The organism is Bacillus sp. SD127 (assembly GCF_058566445.1).
Map to the genome: position 1 here is coordinate 1,869,876 of NZ_CP191226.1, position 19,688 is coordinate 1,889,563.

General features: G+C 44.1%; 22 protein-coding genes. 21 read left to right on the top strand and 1 reads right to left on the bottom strand.

Features of this window, described 5'->3' with window-relative positions; translation table 11 throughout:
• Nucleotides 1–32: 32 nt before the first annotated feature.
• From ACQVGS_RS09790 to ypjB, 3 genes are all read left to right on the top strand, one after another.
• Nucleotides 33–800 (top strand): menaquinol-cytochrome c reductase cytochrome b/c subunit, encoded by a 768-nt coding sequence (locus ACQVGS_RS09790; RefSeq protein WP_010334724.1) that lies wholly within the window; start codon nt 33–35, stop codon nt 798–800.
• Between the two features lie 110 nt (nt 801–910).
• The gene (lhaT, locus tag ACQVGS_RS09795) at nt 911–1,504 is read left to right on the top strand and encodes a lipoprotein heptaprenylglyceryl N-acetyltransferase LhaT (protein ID WP_167492252.1); all 594 of its coding nucleotides are present in this window, start codon (nt 911–913) and stop codon (nt 1,502–1,504) included.
• Between the two features lie 68 nt (nt 1,505–1,572).
• On the top strand, nt 1,573–2,367 hold the full coding sequence (ypjB, locus tag ACQVGS_RS09800) for a sporulation protein YpjB (protein ID WP_101860373.1): 795 nt from the start codon (nt 1,573–1,575) through the stop codon (nt 2,365–2,367).
• Between the two features lie 43 nt (nt 2,368–2,410).
• Here ypjB and ACQVGS_RS09805 read toward each other — a convergent pair whose 3' ends face one another.
• Nucleotides 2,411–3,283, bottom strand: a complete 873-nt coding sequence (locus ACQVGS_RS09805) for a YitT family protein (RefSeq protein WP_044155146.1) — start codon at nt 3,281–3,283, stop codon at nt 2,411–2,413.
• 139 nt (nt 3,284–3,422) lie between these two features.
• Here ACQVGS_RS09805 and ACQVGS_RS09810 point away from each other — a divergent pair, with 139 nt between their 5' ends.
• The 18 genes from ACQVGS_RS09810 to ACQVGS_RS09895 all read left to right on the top strand — a co-directional run bounded on the left by ACQVGS_RS09810 (nt 3,423) and on the right by ACQVGS_RS09895 (nt 19,649).
• Complete coding sequence (locus ACQVGS_RS09810) at nt 3,423–3,758, top strand: nucleotide pyrophosphohydrolase (protein WP_106020022.1); 336 nt, start codon at nt 3,423–3,425, stop codon at nt 3,756–3,758.
• 11 nt (nt 3,759–3,769) lie between these two features.
• Nucleotides 3,770–4,573 (top strand): 4-hydroxy-tetrahydrodipicolinate reductase, encoded by an 804-nt coding sequence (gene dapB / locus ACQVGS_RS09815; protein WP_095713173.1) that lies wholly within the window; start codon nt 3,770–3,772, stop codon nt 4,571–4,573.
• Between the two features lie 15 nt (nt 4,574–4,588).
• The gene (gene mgsA / locus ACQVGS_RS09820; protein ID WP_044155160.1) at nt 4,589–5,002 is read left to right on the top strand and encodes a methylglyoxal synthase; all 414 of its coding nucleotides are present in this window, start codon (nt 4,589–4,591) and stop codon (nt 5,000–5,002) included.
• Nucleotides 4,995–5,705, top strand: a complete 711-nt coding sequence (gene bshB1, locus ACQVGS_RS09825) for a bacillithiol biosynthesis deacetylase BshB1 (protein ID WP_127696827.1) — start codon at nt 4,995–4,997, stop codon at nt 5,703–5,705. Before mgsA ends, bshB1 begins: the two co-directional genes overlap by 8 nt.
• Entirely contained in the window at nt 5,702–6,835 is a 1,134-nt protein-coding gene (gene bshA, locus ACQVGS_RS09830; protein ID WP_024121846.1) for an N-acetyl-alpha-D-glucosaminyl L-malate synthase BshA, read from the top strand. The genes bshB1 and bshA overlap by 4 nt, the downstream gene beginning before the upstream one ends.
• Nucleotides 6,836–6,839: 4 nt before the next feature.
• A complete protein-coding gene (locus ACQVGS_RS09835) occupies nt 6,840–8,033 on the top strand; it encodes a CCA tRNA nucleotidyltransferase (protein ID WP_487445859.1) in 1,194 nt (397 codons plus the stop codon).
• On the top strand, nt 8,018–9,001 hold the full coding sequence (locus ACQVGS_RS09840; RefSeq protein ID WP_445601604.1) for a biotin--[acetyl-CoA-carboxylase] ligase: 984 nt from the start codon (nt 8,018–8,020) through the stop codon (nt 8,999–9,001). Before ACQVGS_RS09835 ends, ACQVGS_RS09840 begins: the two co-directional genes overlap by 16 nt.
• Before the next feature lie 240 nt (nt 9,002–9,241).
• On the top strand, nt 9,242–10,075 hold the full coding sequence (gene panB, locus ACQVGS_RS09845; protein ID WP_487445858.1) for a 3-methyl-2-oxobutanoate hydroxymethyltransferase: 834 nt from the start codon (nt 9,242–9,244) through the stop codon (nt 10,073–10,075).
• Nucleotide 10,076: 1 nt separating this feature from the next.
• Nucleotides 10,077–10,937, top strand: a complete 861-nt coding sequence (panC, locus tag ACQVGS_RS09850) for a pantoate--beta-alanine ligase (protein WP_487445857.1) — start codon at nt 10,077–10,079, stop codon at nt 10,935–10,937.
• Nucleotides 10,938–10,939: 2 nt separating this feature from the next.
• On the top strand, nt 10,940–11,323 hold the full coding sequence (gene panD, locus ACQVGS_RS09855) for an aspartate 1-decarboxylase (protein ID WP_101864651.1): 384 nt from the start codon (nt 10,940–10,942) through the stop codon (nt 11,321–11,323).
• Between the two features lie 125 nt (nt 11,324–11,448).
• Nucleotides 11,449–14,244, top strand: coding sequence for an ATP-dependent DNA helicase DinG (dinG, locus tag ACQVGS_RS09860; protein WP_491831508.1), 2,796 nt, complete (start codon nt 11,449–11,451; stop codon nt 14,242–14,244).
• 142 nt (nt 14,245–14,386) lie between these two features.
• On the top strand, nt 14,387–14,557 hold the full coding sequence (locus ACQVGS_RS09865) for a YpmA family protein (RefSeq protein WP_003225588.1): 171 nt from the start codon (nt 14,387–14,389) through the stop codon (nt 14,555–14,557).
• Nucleotides 14,558–14,565: 8 nt separating this feature from the next.
• Entirely contained in the window at nt 14,566–15,051 is a 486-nt protein-coding gene (gene tseB / locus ACQVGS_RS09870; RefSeq protein ID WP_024121839.1) for a cell wall elongation/penicillin-binding protein regulator TseB, read from the top strand.
• A 22-nt stretch (nt 15,052–15,073) separates the two neighbouring features.
• Nucleotides 15,074–16,255, top strand: a complete 1,182-nt coding sequence (aspB, locus tag ACQVGS_RS09875) for an aspartate transaminase AspB (protein ID WP_185848880.1) — start codon at nt 15,074–15,076, stop codon at nt 16,253–16,255.
• A 140-nt stretch (nt 16,256–16,395) separates the two neighbouring features.
• Entirely contained in the window at nt 16,396–17,688 is a 1,293-nt protein-coding gene (gene asnS / locus ACQVGS_RS09880; protein ID WP_095713169.1) for an asparagine--tRNA ligase, read from the top strand.
• Nucleotides 17,689–17,781: 93 nt separating this feature from the next.
• Nucleotides 17,782–18,480 carry a DNA replication protein DnaD gene (gene dnaD / locus ACQVGS_RS09885; protein ID WP_185848882.1) on the top strand — a complete coding sequence of 233 codons (699 nt, stop codon included), beginning with the start codon at nt 17,782–17,784 and terminating at the stop codon, nt 18,478–18,480.
• 18 nt (nt 18,481–18,498) lie between these two features.
• Nucleotides 18,499–19,158, top strand: coding sequence for an endonuclease III (gene nth / locus ACQVGS_RS09890; protein WP_010334708.1), 660 nt, complete (start codon nt 18,499–18,501; stop codon nt 19,156–19,158).
• Nucleotides 19,155–19,649 carry a YpoC family protein gene (locus ACQVGS_RS09895; RefSeq protein ID WP_255003232.1) on the top strand — a complete coding sequence of 165 codons (495 nt, stop codon included), beginning with the start codon at nt 19,155–19,157 and terminating at the stop codon, nt 19,647–19,649. The genes nth and ACQVGS_RS09895 overlap by 4 nt, the downstream gene beginning before the upstream one ends.
• Nucleotides 19,650–19,688: the final 39 nt, after the last annotated feature.

Genomic DNA, 19,688 nt, shown 5'->3' on the forward strand with positions numbered 1-19,688 from the left:
ACTTGATCTGCTAATAAAAGGGAGGGGATGACATGCACCGGGGCAAAGGGATGAAATTTGTAGGAGACTCAAGGATACCGGCTGAGAAAAAGCCGAATATACCGAAGGATTACTCAGAGTATCCCGGTAAAACAGAAGCCTTCTGGCCAAATTTCCTATTGAAGGAATGGATGGTCGGAGCTGTCTTTCTGATCGGTTTTCTTGTTTTGACGATTGTACACCAGCCGCCTTTGGAGCGGATGGCGGACCCGACGGATACAGGTTATATTCCGCTGCCGGACTGGTATTTTCTTTTCTTATATCAGCTTTTGAAATATGAATACGCCGCTGGGAGCTTTACGGTGGTCGGCGCTATGATTATGCCGGGGATCGCCTTTGGCGCTCTGCTTTTGGCACCATTTCTCGATAGGGGAACGGAAAGAAGACCTTGGAAGCGTCCCGTGGCTGTCGGGATGATGCTCTTGGCTATTTCCGCGGCTGTATTTTTGACCTGGCAGTCCGTAGCTACTCACGACTGGGCAAAAGCGGAGGAGCAGGGGAAAATCACAAAAGAAGCGGATATCGATACCAGTGCCGAAGGATATAAAATTTTTCAGGAGCAGGGCTGTATTTCATGTCACGGGGATAATCTTCAAGGCGGAGCGGCCGGGCCTTCATTGGTAGACACCGGACTGAAGCCGGAAGAAATCAAAAAGATCGCTGTTGAAGGAAAAGGCCAAATGCCGGCAGGCGTGTTCAAAGGAAATGATAAGCAGCTTGAAGAACTTGCGAAATTCATTTCCGAAACAACGGCAAAATAACGTATTGTGAATTGCGAAACGGAAGGATATACTTTTATTATCAAAAGCTGACCAGGCGTCAGCTTTTTTATATGGACACATTATTTTTACAGACTGAGAGTTGATTTGATGTGAAATGGTTTCAATATGTATTAGGACAGCGAACGATGCTTATTCTTGTCTTAGCGATCAATTTTCTGGGAACGGTTTACGGATACTATTGGTACTTGCCTCAGCTTTTGGAGACGCCGGCCCGTTTCCTCATCTTTGTCCCGGACAGCCCGACAGCAACGTTTTTCTTCTTGTTTGTGCTGCTGGCCTTTCTCATGAAGCGTAATGCTCCGCTTTTTGAAGCGCTTGCGTTAGTGACGCTCGTGAAATATGGCTTGTGGGCGGTCGGAATGAATCTTCTCGTATTGGCTGTAACGGGTGATTTGCCATGGGAAGGCTATATGCTGATTGCCTCGCATTTTGCAATGGCTGTCCAGGGGGTGCTGTACAGCCCGTATTTTCGATTTTCGCTATGGCATCTTGTTATCGCTGCGGCCTGGACGCTACATAATGATGTCATTGATTATCTGTTTGGAATGATGCCGCAATACTCCATGCTTTCTGAATATATGACTGACATAGGATACGGAACGTTTTGGCTGAGCATCTTTTCAATCGGACTTGCCTTCTATCTCGTCATTTCGAAAAAGCAAACAAAGCTTCAACTGACGTAAAGACAATCTTGGTCTATCCTTGTCCTTTCCTTCATATTCTGTAAGGAGAGAGAGTGGGAGGGACCTGCATGAAACGAAAGCTGACGATCTGTTTGTTGATTGCTCTTATTTTTTATAATGGGAATGCCAAGGCTGAAGAGCGGGGAAGCCTCAAGGAATTGAATGATTTATCCGATACGGTTTTTCAAATGACCCGTCAGTCGAAATATGAAGAGGCGCTGCAAGTCTTATCTTATTTTGAAAAAACATTAAAATCCGCTGAAAAACAGAAGCAAGACAGCATGTTAACTGGAGCCCAAATTCGCCAAATTACTTTGGGCTATAACGATATGGTACGGAGTTTAAAACAGGCTGATGCATCAGACACACAAAAGCTCAGAGCAGCCGCGCAGTTCAGAATGCTGATGGATGCTGTTGACAATCAGTCTGATCCCCTTTGGGGGTCACTGGAGAAGCCGATTATGGAGGTCTTTGCCGCACTCAAGCAGGATGTCCAAAAAAATGAAAGTACGAGCTTTCATGAAAAGTGGAACGAATTTATCAGCTTGTATGATTTGATTTATCCAAGTCTTACAATCGATATATCAGAAGATCAGCTTGATACAGTCGGAAAACATATTGAAGTGATTGAGCAAGAGGGGTTTCAGCAAATGACCGAGAGTACGAAGCTTGAACGGCTTTCCCTACTCCAGAACGATCTGAAGAGTGTATTTGACAGGGTGGAAGAGGATGATGCAGATCCGTCTTTGTTATGGGTGATGATCACTACAGGCGGTATCATCATTACTGCACTTACTTATGTCGGTTACAGAAAATACAGAGCGGAGAAAAAGAAACTAAAAAAGCGGGATTATCCAAAATGAGTAAGAGGGGCGGCGGCAGCCGCCTTTTGTTATCAAAAAAACATTAGCGCGGGAGCGGATTTTTATTTTCATCGAGTGTAAATCCTTCTCCAAGCACATCGTGGACATCGCTGACCGCGACAAAGGCATGAGGGTCAATGGAGTTGATCACACTTTTCAGCATGACCAGTTCGTTTTTAGGCACTACACAATACAGCACGTCTAGATCCTCTTTCGTGTAGGATCCCTGTCCTTTCAAAATGGTAACGCCCCGTTCCATTTCCTCAAGAATTTTCTTCTGAATCTGGTCGTTTTTCGCAGAGATGATTGTTGCACCTTTAGCTGCGTATCCACCTTCCTGGATAAAATCAATCAGTCTTGCCGCCACAAATACGGCAACCAATGTGTACATGGCTTCTTTGTAAGAGAGATAGGTAAGCAATGATAAAATGATCACGCAAGCATCGAAAGCAAACATCGTTCGGCCCATCGGTATCCCAAAATACTTATTGACCAAACGGGCAATGATATCAACCCCGCCCGTCGTACCGCCGAACTTAAAAATAATGCCTAAGCCGGCTCCAATGAATACGCCGGCAAATAAAGCGGCAAGCGCAAGATCATGCTGAAGGGGCATATGTATTTCATATCGCTGAAAAATGCTGAGGAATAAAGACAGTGCTACAGTACCGACTAGGGTGTATACAAACATTGTCTTGCCCAGCAAACGCCAGCCGATAAAAAAGATCGGGATATTCAAAACCAGGTTTGAAATAGAAGGACTAATATGGAAAAGGGCATAAAGCAATAGCGTAATTCCCGTGAATCCACCCTCTGCCAGATTGTTTTGCATATTGAAATGAACCAGGCCAAATGAAAAAATTGCTGCACCGATTAAAATAAAAAATATGTTTTTTAATCTAATTTCTCCAAGCATCACACAAAACCCCTTTTCCTTCCATTAGATAGCGTTTATATTATAGTGGATGCAAAAGAAAACAGCAAACGTGCTTAAACATTTGTCAAACGTATCCGAATTAGCTAACATGTAAGAGGATGATAGGAGGTTTCGTGCAGTGAGTGATAAAACAATGAAAGATATACAGGCTGAGGTGGACCGCTACATCGGCCAATTTAAAGAAGGGTATTTCAGCCCGCTTGCCATGATGGCAAGATTAACCGAAGAACTGGGCGAGCTTGCAAGGGAAGTCAATCATCGTTATGGAGAAAAACCAAAAAAAGCGACTGAAGATGATAAAAGCATGGAAGAGGAAATGGGCGATGTGCTGTTTGTATTGGTTTGTTTAGCCAATTCACTTGATATTTCATTAGAGGAAGCCCACGACCGAGTCATGCATAAATTTAATACAAGAGATAAAGAACGCTGGACAAGAAAAGAAGAAGGAAAGTAGAGGAGATCAAGATGTCAAACGAAACAATTAAAGTAGTCATTGCAGGACCGCGGGGAAGAATGGGGCAAGAAGCTGTTAAATTGGCGGAAAAAACACCTCATTTTGACCTAGTCGGAGCAGTTGACCATACATACGATCAGCACAAATTATCTGATGTGATGTCTGTTGAGTCTGATGCTCTTATTTACACAGATATCCATGCCTGCTTTACAGAAACAAAACCAGATGTATTGATTGATTTAACTACACCCGAAATCGGGAAAGTACATACAAAAGTTGCATTAGAACACGGTGTCCGCCCTGTAGTGGGTACGACCGGTTTTTCTGAAGCTGATTTGAAAGAACTTACATCTCTGACAGAAGAAAAAGGGATCGGGGCTATCATCGCTCCAAATTTTGCATTGGGTGCGGTACTCATGATGAAATTCTCAAAAATGGCTGCCAATTACTTCGATGATGTTGAGATTATTGAGCTTCACCATGATCAGAAGCTTGACGCGCCAAGCGGAACGGCTCTCAAAACAGCTGAAATGATTTCCGAGGTTCGAAAAGAAAAACAGCAAGGACATCCAGATGAAAAAGAAATCCTTCCAGGAGCAAGAGGTGCGGAGCTAAACGGAATCCGTCTGCATAGTGTTCGTCTTCCAGGGTTGATCGCCCATCAGGAAGTGATGTTCGGCATGGACGGCCAAACGCTGCAGATCCGTCACGATTCTTATAACCGTGCTTCCTTCATGTCCGGTGTAAAACTGTCTGTAGAACAAGTCATGAAGATTGATCAGCTTGTCTACGGATTGGAAAATATCATTGATTAGACAGGGGGATAAATGATGAAAATTGCTTTGATCGCGCATGACAAGAAAAAACAGGATATGATCCAATTTACAACCGCTTATCAAGAGATTTTGAGTCATCATGATCTATATGCAACGGGAACAACGGGATTGAAAATTCAAGAGGCAACCGGCCTTCAAATTCAGCGTTTTCAATCCGGCCCTTTAGGCGGAGACCAGCAAATCGGCGCGTTAATTGCCGCTAACGCACTTGACCTAGTTATCTTTTTGCGCGACCCGCTGACCGCACAGCCGCATGAACCGGATGTCTCGGCATTAATCCGTTTATGTGATGTTTATTCGATTCCGCTTGCCACCAATATGGGAACTGCAGAAATACTTGTTCGCACACTTGATGAAGGCGTTTTTGAATTCCGCAATCTTCTTCGGGGAGAAGAACCTCATGTATAATGCTGACGTTCTTGCTTTTGGCGCCCATAGTGATGATGTCGAGATCGGTATGGGCGGCACAATAGCAAAGCTTGTCAAACAGGGAAAAAAAACCGTGATATGCGACTTGACTGAAGCGGAGTTGTCTTCAAACGGAACAGTCAGTTTGCGAAAAGAAGAAGCGGCCGAAGCAGCCCGTATATTAGGTGTGGACAAAAGAATTCAGCTGACGCTCCCTGACCGCGGGCTGATGATGAGTGGTGAGGCGATTCGGGCGATTGTCACAGTCATTAGAACCTGCCGGCCGAAAGCGGTGTTTATGCCATATAAAAAGGATCGTCATCCGGATCACGGCAATGCTGCCGCACTGGTAGAAGAAGCGATCTTTTCAGCAGGAATTCATAAATATAAAGATGAAAACAGCCTGCCTGCGCATAAAGTAAGTAAGGTCTACTATTATATGATAAATGGTTTTCATCAGCCTGATTTTGTTATTGATATCTCGGATACAATAGAGGATAAAAAGAAAAGCCTCAATGCCTACAAAAGCCAGTTTGTACCGTCACAGAATTCTGTTTCAACACCATTGACGAACGGTTATATCGAGATCATTGAAGCAAGAGAAAAGCTGTACGGCAAAGAAGCGGGTGTAGGGTACGCCGAGGGCTTCTTTTCCAATCGGATGCTGATGCTGGATCATGATGTGCTTGGGGGCGAACAATGAAAAAGTTAAAGATAGGCATTACATGCTATCCGAGCGTCGGCGGCTCAGGTATCATTGCGACAGAACTCGGGAAACAGCTTGCTGAAAAGGGTCATGAAATCCATTTTATAACATCGAGCATCCCGTTTAGATTAAATACATACCATCCTAATATTCACTTTCATGAAGTTGAAGTTAACCAATATGCCGTTTTTAAATATCCGCCGTATGATTTAACATTGGCAAGCAAAATCGCTGAGGTTGCAGAACGGGAGAATTTAGACATCATCCACGCTCACTACGCTCTGCCGCATGCGGTTTGCGCTTATCTCGCAAAGCAGATGCTGAAACGGAATATCGGCATCGTAACAACTTTGCATGGAACGGATATTACAGTATTAGGCTACGATCCATCCTTAAAAGATCTTATCCGTTTTGCGATAGAGGCTTCAGACAGGGTGACAGCGGTCTCATCAGCCCTTGCTGCTGAAACGTACGATTTAATTAAGCCGGAGAAAAAAATAGAAACGATTTATAATTTCATAGATGAACGTGTATATCTTAAGAAAAACACAGCGGCCATTAAAGAGAAACATGGCATACTGCCGGATGAAAAAGTCGTGATCCATGTGTCCAACTTCAGAAAGGTCAAACGTGTGCAGGATGTCATCCAGGTGTTTCGCAATATAGCCGGCAAAACAAAAGCAAAACTGCTCTTAGTCGGAGACGGTCCTGAGAAATCAGTGGCCTGTGAGCTTGTCAGAAAATATGGGCTGGAAAAACAAGTGCTGATGCTTGGAAATCAAGACCGTGTCGAGGAGCTTTACTCAATCAGTGATTTGAAGCTGCTGCTGTCTGAAAAAGAAAGTTTTGGCCTTGTCCTGCTTGAAGCGATGGCATGCGGAGTGCCTTGCATCGGAACGAATATTGGCGGTATCCCTGAAGTGATAAAAAACAATGTGAGCGGGTTTTTGGTGGATGTCGGCGATGTCGAAGCCGCTTCAGCCAAAGCGGTTCGCATTTTAGAAGACGAACAGCTGAGCAAGCGGTTTACCGAAGCGGCCATGGAAATGCTCAATAATGAATTTTCGTCACAAAAGATTGTCAGCCAGTATGAACAGATATATGCCGATTTAGCAGAACCGGAGTGATGACATGGAACAAGTTTTTATTAAAGCACTTCCCGTGCTCCGCACATTAATTGAAGCAGGCCACCAAGCTTACTTTGTCGGAGGCGCAGTTCGTGACAGCTATATGAAACGAACAATTGGAGATGTCGATATTGCGACAGATGCGGCACCGGACCAAGTAGAACGGCTTTTTAAGCGGACAGTTGATGTCGGCAAAGAGCACGGGACCATTATCGTGCTCTGGGAAGATGATACCTATGAAGTCACTACATTCCGGACTGAATCAGATTATGAAGATTACAGAAGACCGTCAGAAGTGCACTTTATCACCTCATTAGAAGAGGATTTGAAACGCAGGGATTTGACGATTAATGCGATGGCCATGACAGCTGACGGTCAAGTTCTTGATTATTTTGGCGGCAAGAAAGACATTGATCAGCAGCTGATTCGAACGGTTGGAAAACCGGAGGACCGCTTTCAGGAGGATGCGCTTCGCATGCTGAGAGCGGTGCGATTTATGAGCCAGCTCGGATTTACGCTTTCGAAAGAAACAGAAGAAGCGATCATAAAAGAGAAAACACTTCTGTCTCATGTATCAGTCGAACGGAAAACAATAGAGTTCGAGAAGCTTTTACTGGGAAAAGCGTCCCAAGAGGCCATTCAAATGCTTGTACATACGGGGCTTTATGAAGAACTGCCCGGTTTTTATCACAAACGAGAGAACCTGCTGACGGCGAGCGAGTTTCCGTTTTCTCTTCTCGCTTCTCGTGAGGAGCTTTGGGCAGCGCTTTTAATTGATCTTCAGATAGACTTGAAAGAAGCGATGCTTTTCCTGAAAGCCTGGAAGCTCCCTGGAAAAGTGATGAAGGAAGCCGCTCACATTGCCGATACGTTTGGCCAGAGCCTTGACGCTATGTCCATGTACAAGGCTGGTGAAAAAGCGCTTTTATCCGCGGGCAAAATATCAATGCTCCGGCAAACCAAGAAGCTGAACGGTGAGAGACTGAAGGAAGTCAGAGAAGCTTATCAAAGCCTGCCCATCAAAAGTTTGAAGGATCTTGCCATCACGGGGCGGGATTTACTTGCACTGCGAAACCAGCCCGCTGGAAAATGGGTGTCTGAAGAATTACAGCGGATAGAGCAGGCTGTTGTAACGGGAAAGCTCTCCAATCAGAAGAAACACATAGAGGAGTGGCTGAAGACATGCGATCAACCTTAAGAAACGATCTTATTGAATTATTTTCTCAGGCCGGAAGCGAGTTTATTTCCGGCCAAAAAATCAGTGATGCTCTCGGATGCTCGAGAACAGCTGTATGGAAGCATATTGAGGAGCTTCGCAAAGAAGGCTATGAAGTGGAAGCTGTCAGAAGAAAAGGGTATCGGCTTATCAAAAAGCCTGGAAAACTCAGTGAAAGTGAAATTCGGTTTGGGCTGAAAACAGAAGTGATGGGCCAGCATCTTTTTTATCATGACGTCCTTTCATCCACTCAAAAAAAGGCTCATGAGCTTGCTAATGATAACGCGCCGGAGGGCACTCTTGTTGTCGCGGATAAACAAACAGCCGGCAGAGGGCGTATGTCAAGGGTGTGGCATTCTCAAGAAGGAACAGGCATCTGGATGAGCCTGATTTTGCGTCCAGACATTCCGCTTCAAAAAACACCTCAGCTTACGCTTCTTGCTGCGGTAGCTGTTGTGCAAGGAATAGAGGAGGCAACAGGTCTCCAAACGGATATTAAATGGCCTAATGACATATTAATTCACGGAAAAAAAGCAGTCGGCATCTTAACTGAAATGCAGGCGGAAGAAGACCGCGTCCGTTCAGTCATTATCGGAACAGGCATAAACGTTAATCAAGAGGCCGATGATTTTCCAGAGGAGCTAAAGGAAACCGCAACGAGCCTCAGTCTGGCAGCCGGTGAAAAAATAGATCGGGCCAGCGTCATGCAGCATATTTTGCTTACTTTTGAAAAACGGTACCGCGATTATTTAGCGCATGGTTTCACACCGATTAAACTTCTGTGGGAAAGCTATGCGCTTGGAATCGGCAGTGAATTAAGAGCAAGAACGCTAAACGGAACATTTTACGGGAAAGCTTTAGGAATAGACGAAGAGGGTGTTCTTCTTTTAGAAACAAAGGAAGGCATAAAAAAAATCTATTCGGCAGATATCGAAATGGGTTCATTGTAGTTGGTACAAGCCTGTTGATTTTGATATACTTCCATTGGGCAGTATCGCCTGCGAACTGCACCTATTCATAAAAAATAGATAGACATTGCAGCAGTCTGCCTTGATCCAAAAAGGACTGGGACAGAGGGATGAAACTCGCCGAACTTTAGAAAGTGAAGAATCCTTCTCGTGTAGCGGAAGGTTTTTTGGCTTGTATAAGAAACGGCAGCTCATCTCCTCTAAAAATGAGGAGGAGAAAAAGTGAAAACAAAACTTGATTTCTTAAAAATGAAAGAAAATGAAGAACCGATTGTCATGCTGACGGCATACGATTATCCGGCAGCCAAGCTTGCTGAGCAAGCGGGAGTGGATATGATTTTAGTCGGCGATTCACTAGGAATGGTCGTGCTAGGCCTTGATTCAACTGTCGGCGTGACAGTTGCTGACATGATCCATCATACGAAAGCGGTCAAAAGAGGTGCGGCAAATACATTTATCGTAACCGACATGCCGTTTATGTCCTATCACTTGTCTAAAGAGGATACGCTGAAAAATGCCGCAGCTATCGTTCAGGAAAGCGGAGCCGACGCGCTGAAGCTGGAAGGCGGTGAAGGGGTGTTTGAATCCATCCGCGCCTTGACGCTCGGTGGCATTCCTGTTGTCAGTCATTTAGGGCTGACACCGCAATCAGTCGGTGTATTAGGCGGATATAAAGTACAGGGCAAAGATGAACAAAGCGCTAAGAAATTAATAGAAGACAGTATAAAATGTGAGGAAGCGGGAGCCATGATGCTTGTGCTTGAATGTGTGCCTGCAGAACTCACGGCAAAAATCGCAGAAACATTATCCATTCCTGTCATTGGAATCGGAGCTGGTTTAAAAGCGGACGGACAGGTTCTTGTTTATCACGATGTTATTGGCCATGGTGTTGTTAGAACACCTAAATTTGTGAAACAATATACGCAAATTGACGGCACTATAGAAACAGCAATCAGTGGATATGTCCATGATGTAAGACATCGTGCTTTCCCTGAACAAAAGCATTCCTTTCAGATGAATCAGGCAGTCCTGGAAGGCTTGTACGGAGGAAAATAAGATGAAGCAGATTACAGATATCTCACAGCTGAAAGAAATCATTACACAATATCAGTCAGAAGGCAAAACAATCGGATTTGTTCCGACGATGGGATTTCTTCATGAAGGGCATTTAACCTTGGCAGACAAAGCCAGACAAGAAAATGACGCCGTCGTTATGAGTATTTTTGTGAATCCGACGCAATTCGGTCCCGGGGAGGATTTTGAAGCGTATCCGCGCGATCTTGAACGTGATGCCGCTCTTGCGGAAAATGCCGGCGTTGATATTCTTTTCACTCCTGATGCCCGTGACATGTATCCCGGTGAAAAAAATATAACGATACATGTTGAGAGACGTACAGATGTTTTATGCGGGCGTTCAAGAGAAAGACACTTTGACGGAGTTGCCATCGTGCTGACGAAGCTGTTCAATCTTGTTAAACCGACACGCGCTTATTTTGGTTTAAAGGATGCGCAGCAGGTGGCAGTTGTTGATGGTTTAATCAGTGATTTCTTCATGGATATTGAACTGGTTGCTGTAGATACGGTCAGAGAGGAAGACGGGTTAGCCAAAAGCTCCCGGAATGTGTATTTAACGGCTGAGGAAAGAAGAGAAGCGCCTAAGCTTTACCAAGCCCTTCAGACGAGTGCCGAGCTGATCAGAGCAGGTGAGAGAAATCCTGAAACGGTCATCAATGCTGCAAAAGACATCATTGAAACGACAAGCGGCAGAATTGATTATGTTGAGCTATATTCTTATCCGGAACTTGAGCCTGTGAACAAGCTCGAAGGAAAGATTATTCTGGCTGTAGCAGTTGCATTTTCAAAAGCGCGTTTAATAGACAATATCATTATTGATATTCGAGAAATGGAGAGAATATAATGATGTATCGCACGATGATGAGCGGAAAGCTCCATAGGGCAACGGTTACAGAAGCAAATCTTAACTATGTGGGCAGCATTACAATTGATGAAGATCTGATTGATGCGGTAGGAATGCTTCCTAATGAAAAAGTGCAAATTGTGAATAATAACAATGGAGCACGCCTGGAAACGTACATTATTCCCGGTCAGCGCGGGAGCGGAGTCATCTGTTTAAACGGAGCAGCCGCACGTCTTGTACAGGAAGGCGATAAGGTTATTATTATTTCTTACAAAATGATGTCTGATCAAGAAGCGGCAAGCCATCAGCCGAAAGTTGCCGTTTTGAATGACCAAAACAAAATTGAACAAATGCTTGGACAAGAACCTGCCAGCACCATTTTGTAGATATACCGCCCCCTTTATCGGGGGTTTTCGTTTAAGATTTTCAGCGTAAAACGGTTTTGCCGCTCCATTTCCGTACAAAACGTGTTACACTTTTGTCGTATGCAAGAATTGAGGTGTCCATTTTAATGAATAAGCAACGGTTCGTTGTTATAGATGTAGAAACAACAGGGAATTCGCCAAAAAAGGGCGATAAAATCATTCAAATCGCAGCGGTTGTAATTGAAAATGGACAAATTACTGAGCGGTTTTCAAAATATATTAATCCAAATAAATCCATTCCGGTTTTTATTGAACAGCTTACGGGAATCACGAACCAAATGGTAGAAAATCAGCCGCCGTTTAAAGCAGTGGCTGAAGAAGTGTTTCATTTGCTTGACGGCGCTTACTTTGTCGCCCACAATATCCATTTTGACCTCGGGTTTGTGAAGCATGAGTTACATAAAGCGGGTTTCCAGCTCCCAGATTGTGAAGTGCTGGATACTGTTGAGCTCTCCCGTATCGCATTTCCGGGATTTGAGGGATATAAGCTGACTGAATTAAGCGAAGAGCTTCAGCTGCGGCATGATCAGCCGCATCGAGCTGACAGCGACGCTGAAGTCACAGGACTTATTTTTTTGGAAATTCTTGAAAAGCTAAGGCAGCTTCCTTACCCGACATTAAAGCAGTTAAGAAGGCTGTCACAGCATTTTATCAGTGATCTGACGCATTTGTTAGATATGTTCATTTATGAAAACAGACATACAGATATGCCAGGCTTTACGCGTTTTTCATCTTTTTCTGTCAGAGAACCTGAACCTGTGATTGAACGTCTCAAAGAAGATGAAGAATTTCTATTTGAGATAGAAAATTGGGCAGCAGGAAATGAAAAAGCGCTCTCTGAGTTCATGCCCCAGTACGAAAAAAGAGAAGGCCAAATGCTGATGATGAAAGAAGTGGCTGAGGCCTTTGCCAATCGTGAACACGCGCTGATTGAAGCTGCTCCGGGAATCGGAAAAACGATCAGCTACCTGATTCCGGCTGCGCTTTTTGCTAAAAAGTCAAAAAAGCCGGTCGTCATCAGCACGTATTCAACCCTTCTTCAGCAGCAGATTTTGACGAAGGATTTGCCGATCATCAAAGATATGTTCCCTTTTTCGGTGAGTGCGGCTATTTTAAAAGGGCAAACGCATTATCTGTGCCTTTATAAGTTTGAGCAGGTGCTTCATGAGGAAGACGATAACTATGATGCCGTTTTGACAAAAGCCCAGCTTCTTGTTTGGCTGACAGAGACAAACACGGGAGATGTAGCAGAACTGAATTTGCCGTCAGGCGGAAAACTGCTGTGGGACAGATTGGCATATGATGATCATTCTTATAAACGAAAACAGAGGGATCAAGTGATTGGTTTTTATGAACGGGCCAAACAAAGTGCGATGCGGTCTGATCTGGTGATTACGAATCATTCTCTTCTGCTAACCGATGAGGCAAGCCGGAGAAAAAGACTCCCGGATAGCGGGACTTTTGTCATTGATGAAGCACACCATTTTGAACGTGCCGCAAGCGAACATTTAGGAAAAAGAGCAACTTACATAGAACTGCATACAAAATTGAGCAGAATCGGAACGCTGAAAGAGCAGGGGCTTCTGAAAAAAATGAGACAGCTTTTTCAGCGCCACAGCCTGCCGGTGGATTCATTTTTTGAAGTGGAGGAGTGGATTCAGCATATTCAGGCGGAAAGTGATGCTTTTTTCAGCTCTGTGCATTCTTTTGTCAAACGAAGAAAACCTAAAGAAGACTTAAACCGTCTTGTCTTTAACGTGAACAAAAAAAGTCACGATAAAGGATGGCCTATTTTAACAGATGGAGCGGAAAGGCTTTGTTCTATGCTGGCGCATTTGCAGCAGCTTTTTGAGACCCAGACGGCTCTGATGGAAGAACATCTGACGGTTATGAAAAGCAAAAATGCTTTTTTGGCCGATGAATATAATAGAAGCATGAATGATTTGGGGGAGTACTGCCAGACTCTAAATCAGCTGTTCTTTGGCTCAGATGACAATGAAGCGGTTTGGATTGAGATAGATGCTAAAGGTGCGAAGAATGCAGTAGCTATATATGCGCAGCCGCTGGAACCGGGCGAGCTTCTTGCTGATCAGTTTTTTGCCCGGAAAAACAGTGTCGTTCTTACATCTGCAACCCTAACGATAGAAAATTCGTTTCAATTTATCATTGAGCGTTTGGGGTTAAGCGACTTTTTCCCCCGCACAATGAGGATCGCGTCGCCTTTTTCTTATGATGAGCGGATGCAGGTAATGATTCCAAAAGAAATAAAATCGATCCAAGATACGGGGCAGACTGAATTTATACAGGATACCGCACGTTATATCGAACTGATGGCAAAAGAAAAACAGCCGAAAATCCTTGTGCTGTTTACGTCTCATGACATGCTGAAAAAAGTGCATCAGGAACTCAAGCTCGCCATGAGTGTTTCAGGCATTCAGCTTTTGGCTCAGGGCATAACCGGCGGCAGTCCCGGAAAACTGATGAAAACGTTCAAAACAGCCAATCAGGCCATTTTGCTTGGAACGAATCATTTTTGGGAAGGCGTTGATTTCCCTGGTGATGAGCTGACGACAGTGATCATCGTGAGACTTCCTTTCCGGGCTCCGGATCATCCGCTGCACGCTGCAAAATGTGAGTTGGCGAGGAAAAAAGGGCGCAATCCGTTTCAAACGGTCTCACTGCCGGAAGCGGTGCTGACGTTCAGACAAGGAATTGGGCGCTTGCTCCGGACAGCCGGAGACAAAGGAACGATTGTCATATTAGACAGACGGGTCAAAACCGCTGGTTACGGGCGCCTGTTTCTTGACGCTCTGCCGACGTCCGCAATATCTGAAGTGACTGACAGTGAGATTGAAGCTTATGTTGCCGGAAAAAGTGAATAAAAGCCGCATAAAGCGGCTTTCCGGTGTGGGAGTAGGACGTGTTTTATTTGTAAAAGCGGTTTTTCCGCTCTGTGGTACTAGTATGGCGCGTCCTGAAAAGGAGTATGACTAACAATATTTGTTCAATTTGGAGGATGAAAAAATGGAAAGCAAAATCGAAATTCTTTCAACAATTAATGTAGAGCATTCGGATGACCTTTATAAAATTGTAGACACGCTGAATCGGACACTGAAAAGAGATAATCTGATGTTCGGTCTTGCGCTTGATGAAGAAAACAAAAACCAAGCCGTTTTTACCATTTATCGTACGTAGGTGAGAAGATGAGAAAAAAAGCATTAATATTTACCGCCATATTTGGTATTATTTTTTTAGCAGTACTTCTTGTCTCGGCAAACATTTATAAATCAGCCATGGCACAAAAGGAAAAGGGGCACGAAGCAGCAGCTGCTGAAGCGAAAAAAGAAACCGACCTCACCAGCGTTGATCAAGTCGAAACATTTGTCGGAAAAGAAAAATATTATATCGTAAAGGGAACTGACAAAAAAGGCATCAAATTATATGTATGGGTTCCTGAAGATAAAAAAGCAAAAATTCTCTCAAAAGAAGCAAAAGAGGGAATCACCGAGGACAAAGCGGCGAAAATCATACAAGATGAAGGGTTGGTTTCAAAGCAAAAAGAGGTTCACCTGGCAAGAGAAGGGAACGTCCTGCTTTGGGAAGTAACGTACTTAGACAAAGAAGGACAATACAGTTTAAGTTATGTGGACTTTACAACTGGAAAGATTCTCAAAAATATCACGCCTTAAGACGAATTAGGGGGAGTTCAAGTTGAAACTGGCAAAAAGAGTATCCGCATTAACACCGTCTACCACACTAGCCATTACAGCGAAAGCGAAAGAACTGAAAGCGGCAGGCCATGATGTCATCGGCCTTGGAGCGGGCGAACCCGACTTCAATACACCGCAGCACATTATTGATGCAGCTGTACGCTCAATGAACGAAGGACATACGAAATATACGCCTTCAGGCGGTTTGGCTGAATTAAAGAACAGCATTGCAGAGAAATTTAAACGTGACCAGAATATTGAATACAAACCGTCTCAATTGATTGTCTGTACTGGTGCCAAACATGCACTGTATACCCTTTTCCAAGTGATTTTGGATGAAGGAGATGAAGTGATTATCCCAACGCCGTACTGGGTAAGCTATCCGGAACAGGTGAAACTCGCTGGCGGTCAGCCTGTTTATGTGGAAGGGCTTGAGGAAAATCACTTTAAAATTTCTCCTGAGCAGCTGAAAAAAGCGATTACAGAAAAAACAAAAGCAATCGTTATTAATTCACCAAGCAATCCGACTGGCGTTATGTATACGGAAGAAGAGCTGGCCGCGCTTGGCGATGTATGCCTTGATCATGACATCCTGATAGTATCTGACGAAATTTATGAAAAACTTACATACGGCGGAAAAAAACACGTTTCCATCGCACAGCTGTCTGACCGTTTGAAAGAGCAAACGATCGTCATCAACGGCGTATCAAAATCACACAGCATGACAGGCTGGAGAATCGGTTATGCGGCTGGAGCAGAAGAGATCATCAAAGCGATGACAAACCTTGCAAGCCACAGCACGTCAAATCCGACATCTATTGCACAATACGGAGCGATTGCCGCATACAACGGACCTTCTGAGCCAATGGAGGAGATGAGAAAAGCATTTGAGCATAGATTAAACACGATTTATGATCAGCTCGTTGAAATCCCGGGCTTCAGCTGCGTGAAGCCGGAAGGTGCTTTTTACTTATTTCCGAATGCAAAAAAAGCAGCTCAAACTTGCGGTTTCAAAGATGTAGATGAATTTGTCAAGGCGCTTCTTGAAGAAGAAAAAGTCGCGATTGTTCCAGGTTCCGGATTCGGCTCTCCTGATAATGTCCGGTTGTCCTACGCGACATCATTAGACCTTCTAGAAAAAGCGGTGGAACGAATCAAACGTTTTGTAGAAAAACATAGCTAACGGATCAGAAAGCGGCTGACAAAAAGCCGCTTTTTATCTGCATTGACCCGGTCAGTTAAGACCGGGTATAATAAAGTGATGATAAAAGAGTTCGCGGGGCAAAAGCTTCCGAATGTCTTCTTGTTTTGGAGGGAAATATTTTGAAAACAACAATCAACCAAGTGTACAAGCACGTAGGTGAGGAAGTAACGATCGGAGCTTGGATCGCTAATAAGCGTTCAAGCGGGAAAATCGCGTTTTTACAGCTGAGAGACGGTACAGGTTTTATTCAAGGTGTCGTTGTAAAAGCGGAGGTTGAAGAAAGCATTTTCCAAACGGCTAAATCTGTGACGCAGGAAACGTCACTCTATATAAAAGGAATTGTCAAAGAGGACGAGCGTTCTCCGCTTGGTTATGAATTAGCTGTGACAGATATTGAAGTCATTCACGAAGCGACTGATTATCCAATTACGCCAAAGGAACACGGTACGGAATTTTTGATGGATCACAGACACTTATGGCTTCGTTCAAAACGCCAGCATGCGATCATGAAAATCCGCAACGAAATCATTCGCGCGACTTACGAATTCTTTAATAACGAAGGCTTCGTAAAAGTAGATCCGCCGATTTTGACTGGAAGCGCGCCTGAAGGAACAACTGAGCTCTTTGCGACAAAATACTTCGATGAAGATGCTTACCTTTCTCAAAGCGGACAGCTGTACATGGAAGCTGCGGCGATGGCATTAGGAAAAGTATTCTCCTTCGGACCGACGTTCAGAGCAGAGAAATCTAAAACAAAACGTCACTTAATCGAATTCTGGATGATCGAACCGGAAATGGCGTTTGTTGAATTTGAGGAAAACCTTCAGGTACAGGAAAATTACGTTTCTTTCATCGTGCAATCAGTTCTTAAGAATTGCAAAATTGAATTAAACACACTAGGAAGAGACACGTCAAAACTTGAGCAAATCAAAGCGCCGTTCCCAAGAATTACGTATGACGAAGCGGTTGATTTTCTGAAAGAAAAAGGCTTTGACGATATCGAGTGGGGAGACGATTTTGGAGCGCCTCATGAAACAGCGATTGCCGAGCACTATGACAAACCGGTTTTCATCACTCGCTATCCGACGTCCTTAAAGCCGTTCTATATGCAGCCGGCATCTGACCGCGAAGATGTAGTGCTTTGCGCAGATCTGATCGCGCCTGAAGGCTACGGAGAAATCATCGGCGGTTCTGAACGGATTCACGATATGGAACTTTTGGAAGCGCGCCTTAAAGAACATGGACTGGATTCTGACGCATATAAATGGTATGCTGAACTTAGAAAATATGGATCAGTTCCACATGCCGGATTCGGCCTTGGATTAGAGCGTACAGTAGCTTGGATCAGCGGAGCGCCTCACGTACGTGAAACAATTCCGTTCCCAAGACTGTTGAACCGTCTGTATCCGTAATACATTTAAATGAAACAAAAAAAGAGTCTCCTGCAAGGGAGACTTTTTACAGTAAAGGGGAAAACACTATCCTTTACAGTAAGAGGTGTAACGATGAAAAAACAGCAATTTATTGATATGCAGGAGATGGGGATGTCGACGATCCCCAATCTTCTGCTGACCCATTATAAACAGCTTGGACTTAATGAAACAGAACTGATTCTGCTGTTGAAAATCAAAATGCATTTAGAAAAGGGATCTTATTTTCCTACACCGCATGAACTGCAGGAAGGCATGACGATTTCTGTTGAAGAATGCACAAACAGATTGCGTATGTTTATCCAAAAGGGTTTTCTGTTTATTGAGGAAGGCGAAGACCAAAACGGCATCAAGTTTGAGAAATATTCGCTCCAGCCTTTATGGGGCAAGCTCTATGAGTATATAGAGCTTGCACAGAATCAAACACAAGAAAGAAAAGCAGAAGGGGAACAAAGAAGCCTTTATACGATTTTTGAAGAAGAGTTTGCAAGACCGTTATCTCCTTTGGAGTGTGAAACGCTGGCCATTTGGCAGGATCAGGATCAGCATGATGCACAGCTGATTAAACACGCTTTAAAAGAGGCTGTATTATCAGGAAAACTCAGCTTCCGCTACATTGACCGGATTTTGTTTGAATGGAAGAAAAACGGGCTGAGAACAGTGGAGCAGGCCAAAATCCACAGCCAAAAATTCCGGCGTGTTCAAACAAAACAGAATGAACCGCAAAAAGAGTATAAGAGGCAGGTTCCTTTTTACAATTGGCTTGAACAATAAAGTGAAAAGGTGACAATCGTGTTAAATCTAAAACAAATTGAATTCTGTTTAGAGAAGATAGGCGACATGTTTCCCCACGCGGAGTGTGAACTTGTTCATTCCAATCCTTTTGAATTAGTGGTGGCAGTCGCATTATCTGCGCAATGTACAGACGCACTTGTAAACAGGGTGACCAAAACATTATTTCAAAAATATAAACGGCCGGAAGACTATTTATCTGTTTCTCTGGAAGAGCTTCAGCAGGATATCAAATCAATCGGTTTGTACCGTAATAAAGCAAAAAATATTCAGAAACTGAGTAAAATGATTATTGAAGATTATGGCGGAGAAGTACCGAAGGACCGTGATGAGCTTGTGAAACTCCCAGGAGTTGGCCGGAAGACCGCCAATGTTGTCGTATCTGTTGCCTTTGGCGTACCGGCCATTGCAGTGGATACACACGTCGAGAGGGTCAGCAAGCGTCTGGGAATCTGCCGGTGGAAGGATTCGGTGCTGGAAGTCGAAAAGACACTGATGCGCAAGGTTCCTAAAGAAGATTGGTCCGTTACCCATCATCGTCTCATATTCTTCGGAAGATATCACTGTAAGGCACAATCGCCGCGCTGTGCGGAATGTCCATTGCTTTCTCTGTGCAGAGAAGGGCAGAAGAGAGATAAAAAAGGGCTGGTGAAACGATGACGGCAGCGAATGAATTGTTAGCTTCTTATGAGCAATATTTGCGCAGTCTGGGCCACATTGACTTCACCGATACCAAGGAAGCATTAAGGGGCAATCCTTTGTATTTTGACTTCTCTGAGACCACGCAAGACATATTGCCGTGGGAAAACAGCGGAAAGTACGTTCCGTATCTATTTCAAGTGTGGGAAGAAACAAAAGAATCACTTCTCCCTGTATTTCAAACAAGAAAGTCCAGATGCGACCAAAACGACATGCTTAAAGGGATTGTATGTTTACTGGCTTCATTTCATTGGACAGCGGGTGAGCGGGTGATATCGCTGAATTGGTCAGAACTGACAAAGAAATCATTTCCGGCTAAGCCGATTAATTGGGCTGAACGAGTGGAGTTCATTTTGCTGAAGCCGACCCAGTATCATTGCTTTATCCAGCTAGATGAACTTTTTACAGAAATGAAGAAGCATTTCTATAAGCATCACGCGATGAATCGATAAAACCTCCCCTAAAAAGGGAGGTTTTATCGTGCAGAAAAA

What these genes read in the sequence shown, in the direction of transcription:
- ACQVGS_RS09790 (WP_010334724.1), top strand. Translation starts at nt 33, where the DNA reads ATGCACCGGGGCAAAGGGATGAAATTTGTAGGAGACTCAAGGATACCG.
- ypjB (WP_101860373.1), top strand. Translation starts at nt 1,573, where the DNA reads ATGAAACGAAAGCTGACGATCTGTTTGTTGATTGCTCTTATTTTTTAT.
- ACQVGS_RS09805 (WP_044155146.1), bottom strand. Translation starts at nt 3,283, where the DNA reads ATGCTTGGAGAAATTAGATTAAAAAACATATTTTTTATTTTAATCGGT.
- dapB (WP_095713173.1), top strand. Translation starts at nt 3,770, where the DNA reads ATGTCAAACGAAACAATTAAAGTAGTCATTGCAGGACCGCGGGGAAGA.
- mgsA (WP_044155160.1), top strand. Translation starts at nt 4,589, where the DNA reads ATGAAAATTGCTTTGATCGCGCATGACAAGAAAAAACAGGATATGATC.
- bshB1 (WP_127696827.1), top strand. Translation starts at nt 4,995, where the DNA reads ATGTATAATGCTGACGTTCTTGCTTTTGGCGCCCATAGTGATGATGTC.
- bshA (WP_024121846.1), top strand. Translation starts at nt 5,702, where the DNA reads ATGAAAAAGTTAAAGATAGGCATTACATGCTATCCGAGCGTCGGCGGC.
- ACQVGS_RS09835 (WP_487445859.1), top strand. Translation starts at nt 6,840, where the DNA reads ATGGAACAAGTTTTTATTAAAGCACTTCCCGTGCTCCGCACATTAATT.
- ACQVGS_RS09840 (WP_445601604.1), top strand. Translation starts at nt 8,018, where the DNA reads ATGCGATCAACCTTAAGAAACGATCTTATTGAATTATTTTCTCAGGCC.
- panC (WP_487445857.1), top strand. Translation starts at nt 10,077, where the DNA reads ATGAAGCAGATTACAGATATCTCACAGCTGAAAGAAATCATTACACAA.
- panD (WP_101864651.1), top strand. Translation starts at nt 10,940, where the DNA reads ATGTATCGCACGATGATGAGCGGAAAGCTCCATAGGGCAACGGTTACA.
- dinG (WP_491831508.1), top strand. Translation starts at nt 11,449, where the DNA reads ATGAATAAGCAACGGTTCGTTGTTATAGATGTAGAAACAACAGGGAAT.
- ACQVGS_RS09865 (WP_003225588.1), top strand. Translation starts at nt 14,387, where the DNA reads ATGGAAAGCAAAATCGAAATTCTTTCAACAATTAATGTAGAGCATTCG.
- tseB (WP_024121839.1), top strand. Translation starts at nt 14,566, where the DNA reads ATGAGAAAAAAAGCATTAATATTTACCGCCATATTTGGTATTATTTTT.
- dnaD (WP_185848882.1), top strand. Translation starts at nt 17,782, where the DNA reads ATGAAAAAACAGCAATTTATTGATATGCAGGAGATGGGGATGTCGACG.
- ACQVGS_RS09895 (WP_255003232.1), top strand. Translation starts at nt 19,155, where the DNA reads ATGACGGCAGCGAATGAATTGTTAGCTTCTTATGAGCAATATTTGCGC.